At 69.4% G+C, this 4,544-nt stretch carries 3 protein-coding genes and 1 riboswitch; of the genes, 1 reads left to right on the top strand and 2 read right to left on the bottom strand.

Features of this window, described 5'->3' with window-relative positions:
* Positions 1–84: 84 nt before the first annotated feature.
* Complete coding sequence (locus FNH04_RS41885) at positions 85–453, bottom strand: PRC-barrel domain-containing protein (RefSeq protein ID WP_322725410.1); 369 nt, start codon at positions 451–453, stop codon at positions 85–87.
* 124 nt (positions 454–577) lie between these two features.
* Positions 578–673: riboswitch (glycine riboswitch) on the top strand.
* 176 nt (positions 674–849) lie between these two features.
* Between FNH04_RS41885 and gcvP the strand changes: the two genes are divergently transcribed.
* Positions 850–3,735 carry an aminomethyl-transferring glycine dehydrogenase gene (gene gcvP, locus FNH04_RS41880; protein ID WP_152791481.1) on the top strand — a complete coding sequence of 962 codons (2,886 nt, stop codon included), beginning with the start codon at positions 850–852 and terminating at the stop codon, positions 3,733–3,735.
* 94 nt (positions 3,736–3,829) lie between these two features.
* Here gcvP and FNH04_RS41875 read toward each other — a convergent pair whose 3' ends face one another.
* On the bottom strand, positions 3,830–4,036 hold the full coding sequence (locus tag FNH04_RS41875; RefSeq protein WP_152791480.1) for a DUF5999 family protein: 207 nt from the start codon (positions 4,034–4,036) through the stop codon (positions 3,830–3,832).
* Positions 4,037–4,544 lie beyond the last annotated feature (508 nt).

Genomic DNA, 4,544 nt, shown 5'->3' with positions numbered 1-4,544 from the left:
GCCGGATGGCAGGGGACCTGACCTTGTGCGAGGACGGGACGAGCCGTGGAGGAGAGCGGTGTGTGCCGAGGGGCGGTTGGCTCGTCAGGCGTCCTCCGGGTCGGCGATCTGGTCGAAGTCGTGGTGCAGCTGGGGTGGAGGGGCGATGTCCAGACCGTAGTGGTGGTAGAGCTGGAGCTCCTGTTCCGGCGAGAGATGGCGGCCGACGCCGAAATCGGGGGCGTCCTTGATGAGGGCGCGGTCGAAGGGGACGCGGAGGACACCCTCGACCAGCTGGCTGGGCTCCAGGGGCACGAAGGCGTCCCTGCTGAACAGGCCCATGCGTATCGCCGCCCACTCGGGGACCCCGGTCGCGTCGTCGAGATACACCTCGTCGACCGTGCCGATCTTGGTGCCCTTGCGGTCGAACGCCTTGAGGCCGATCAGATTGCGCGGGTCGATATCGGTCTGCACAGGCCCTCCAAGTGGTCGCACATGGATTGCAGCTCATCCGTAACCACTACGAAAAGGCACATCGGGGGCGGCGGCCACTCGAAGACCCGTACGTGGACCGCGCTGGTACGCTGGCAGCGGCTGCTGACCCCGTGCGGGAGAGTCCTCCGGTCACCACCGGAGGCGCCGAAGGAGCAACTCCTCCCCGGAATCTCTCAGGCTCAAGTACCGCACGGACGAGGTCACTCTGGAAAGCAGAGCGGGTGTCGACGGCTTCCGCTCTCACCGACGGTGAAAGCCGGGGTGTCCTCGGGCGACCCGGTGAAGCTCTCAGGTCGAGATGACAGAGGGGAGGCCGTCGGGGCACCCGTGCCGGGGTGTCCCTCGAAGGTCGCGTCAGACCAGGAGGCCTCCGCAATGACCGCCCACCGCATTCCGCTCTCCGAGCTCGAACAGGGCATCCCCTTCGAGCAGCGCCACATCGGGCCCGACACCGAGGCGCGGGCGAAGATGCTCGCCCACGTCGGGTACGGATCGCTCGACGAGCTGACCACCGCCGCCGTGCCGGACGTGATCAGGAACGCCGAAGTGCTGGAGCTGCCGGGCGCGCGCACCGAGGCCGAGGTCCTCGCCGAGCTGCGTTCCCTCGCGGACCGCAACCAGGTGCTGGACTCCATGATCGGCCTCGGCTACTACGGGACCTTCACGCCGCCCGTCATCCTGCGGAACGTGATGGAGAACCCCGCCTGGTACACCGCGTACACGCCGTACCAGCCCGAGATCTCCCAGGGGCGGCTCGAGGCGCTGCTGAACTTCCAGACCATGGTGGCCGACCTGACCGGGCTGCCGACCTCCGGCGCCTCACTGCTCGACGAGGGCACCGCGGCGGCCGAGGCGATGGCGCTCTCGCGGCGTATGGGGAAGAACAAGAAGGGCCTCTTCCTGGTCGACACGGACGTGCTGCCGCAGACCATCGCCGTGATCGAGACCCGCGCCGAACCCACCGGAGCAGAGGTCGTCGTCGCCGATCTGAGCGAGGGCATCCCGGCGGGGATCGCCGAGCGTGAGATCAACGGCGTGCTCCTGCAGTATCCGGGCGCCTCCGGTGTCGTACGCGATCTCAAGCCCGTCATCGAGCAGGCGCACGAGCTCGGCGCGCTCGTCACCGTCGCCGCCGATCTGCTCGCGCTCACGCTGCTCACGTCGCCCGGTGAGCTGGGTGCCGACATCGCGGTCGGGACGACGCAGCGCTTCGGCGTGCCGATGGGCTTCGGCGGGCCGCACGCCGGCTACATGGCCGTGCACGAGAAGTACGCGCGCAGTCTGCCCGGGCGGCTGGTGGGTGTCTCCGTGGACGCGGACGGACACAAGGCGTACCGGCTCGCCCTGCAGACGCGGGAGCAGCACATCCGCCGTGAGAAGGCCACCAGCAACATCTGTACCGCTCAGGTGCTGCTCGCCGTGATGGCCGGTATGTACGCCGTGTACCACGGGCCCGAGGGGCTGAGGGCCATCGCCCGGCGGACCCACCGGTACGCCACGATCCTGGCCGCGGGGCTCGCGGCGGGCGGGGTCGAGGTCGTGCACGGCGCCTACTTCGACACGCTGACCGTGCGGGTGCCGGGCCGTGCCGCCGATGTTGTCGCGACCGCGCGCGAGCACGGGGTCAACCTGCGGCTCGTGGACGCCGACCTCGTGTCGATCGCGTGCGACGAGACCACCAAGCGGGCCCAGCTGGCTGCGGTGTGGACGGCGTTCGGTGTCGAGGGCGACATCGAGGCGCTGGACGCGACCACGGAGGAGGTACTGTCGGCCGCGCGTCTGCGCACCGACGACTACCTCACTCACCCGGTGTTCCACCAGTACCGCTCCGAGACCGCGATGCTGCGCTATCTGCGCAGGCTGGCCGACCGCGACTACGCGCTCGACCGCGGAATGATCCCGCTGGGCTCCTGCACGATGAAGCTGAACGCGACCACGGAGATGGAGCCCGTCACCTGGCCGGAGTTCGGCCAGGTGCACCCCTTCGCGCCCGCCGACCAGGCACAGGGCTATCTGACGCTCATCGCCGAGCTGGAGGAACGGCTCGCCGAGGCCACCGGGTACGACAAGGTGTCGCTGCAGCCGAACGCGGGCTCGCAGGGTGAGCTGGCCGGTCTGCTCGCCGTACGCGGCTACCACCGGGCCAACGGCGACGAGCAGCGCACGGTCTGCCTGATCCCGTCCTCCGCGCACGGCACGAACGCGGCCAGCGCCGTGATGGCCGGGATGAAGGTCGTCGTCGTGAAGACCGCCGAGGACGGCGAGATCGACGTAGAGGATCTGCGGGCCAAGATCGAGCAGTACCGTGACGAGCTGGCCGTGCTGATGATCACGTACCCGTCCACGCACGGCGTGTTCGAGGAGCACGTCGGCGACGTCTGTGCGGCCGTGCACGAGGCGGGCGGTCAGGTGTACATCGACGGCGCGAACCTCAACGCGCTGGTGGGTCTGGCCAAGCCGGGGCACTTCGGCGGTGACGTCTCGCACCTGAACCTGCACAAGACCTTCTGCATCCCGCACGGTGGCGGCGGCCCGGGCGTCGGCCCGGTCGGTGTACGGGCGCACCTGGCGCCGTACCTGCCGAACCACCCGCTCCAGCCCGCGGCCGGCCCTGAGACGGGCGTGGGCCCGATCTCGGCGGCTCCCTGGGGCTCGGCGGGCATTCTGCCCATCTCCTGGGCGTACGTCCGGCTCATGGGCGGCGAGGGGCTCAAGAGGGCCACGCAGGTGGCCGTGCTGTCCGCCAACTACATCGCCAAGCGCCTGGAGCCGCACTACCCGGTGCTCTACACCGGTCCCGGCGGGCTCGTCGCGCACGAGTGCATCATCGATCTGCGGCCGCTGACCAAGGCGACCGGCGTGACCGTCGACGATGTCGCCAAGCGACTGATCGACTACGGCTTCCACGCGCCCACCATGTCGTTCCCGGTGGCCGGCACGCTGATGATCGAGCCGACGGAGTCCGAGGACCTCACCGAACTCGACCGGTTCTGTGACGCGATGATCGCCATCCGCGCGGAGATCGAGCGGGTGGGTTCGGGCCGGTGGCCCGCGGACGACAACCCGCTGCGGAACGCCCCGCACACCGCTGCCGCGCTCGGCGGGGAGTGGAAGCACGCGTACACGCGCGAGGAGGCCGTGTTCCCGGCGGGTGTCTCGGCGGCGGACAAGTACTGGCCGCCGGTGCGCCGTATAGACCAGGCCTTCGGCGACCGGAACCTGGTCTGCTCCTGCCCGCCGCTGGACGCCTACGAAGGGTAACCATCCCTGGGTACGCGTCGGGGCCGGTTCGGAGAGTAGGTCTCCGGCCGGCCCCTCGTGTCTCCGGGCGGCTGCCCGGGGTGTGCTGTGCGGCTCAGGCGGCGGTCATCACGTGCTCCGTGCCCATCGGGCGGTGCGGCGCGATGATCTGGCCGTCCGGCAGGAGCTCACCGGTGTCCTCGAAGAGCAGAACGCCGTTGCAGAGGAGGCTCCATCCCTGCTCCGGGTGGTGCGCCACGAGACGGGCGGACTCCCGGTCGGCGGATTCGGCTGTCGGACACAGTGGCTGGTGCTGGCACATGGTAGGTGGGATCTTTCGCTCTGTCGTGGCGTGTTGGCTGACTGTCGTGTCTGTTGCGCGGCTTGAAGCGTTGTTCATGGCCGCCCCCCGTGGTCATAAGTCGGTCGGTTCCAGTGTTCCCCTACGGGCGTCAATCCGCAGGCATTTCGCAGCACCGTTCCTCACAGGTTGATGACGCATTGCCCGCGCGGACGGTTCATCCCAACTGCCCTGTCACTTCGGGTGGTTCGCGATGGCCGGATGGGGCTAGTCATTGACGGTGGGCGGCTCTCGGGGGCTCGTACGAGCGTGCCGATGCGCGAAAGAGCGACGCATGGCCGGCGGTGACCGGTGGAGTAACGGCGTACCCCGCCACCGGTCGTTCGGTGGCGGGGTACGCGGTGCTCGGGTTCTTCGTGGTGACGGGTTTCAGGCGGGTGAGATGAGCAGGCGGGCGGGGGTCACCCGGTGGGTCAGGACCGGCAGCAGGTCCGCGACCTGGTACGGGTGGTTGGCCGCGATGCCGGGT

Source organism: Streptomyces phyllanthi (assembly GCF_009377205.1).
GTDB lineage: Bacteria > Actinomycetota > Actinomycetes > Streptomycetales > Streptomycetaceae > Streptomyces > Streptomyces phyllanthi.
Note: the sequence above shows the minus strand (reverse complement) of the source record. Positions and strands in the feature narration are given on the sequence as shown.

What these genes read in the sequence shown, in the direction of transcription:
- gcvP (WP_152791481.1), top strand. Translation starts at nt 850, where the DNA reads ATGACCGCCCACCGCATTCCGCTCTCCGAGCTCGAACAGGGCATCCCC.
- FNH04_RS41875 (WP_152791480.1), bottom strand. Translation starts at nt 4,036, where the DNA reads ATGTGCCAGCACCAGCCACTGTGTCCGACAGCCGAATCCGCCGACCGG.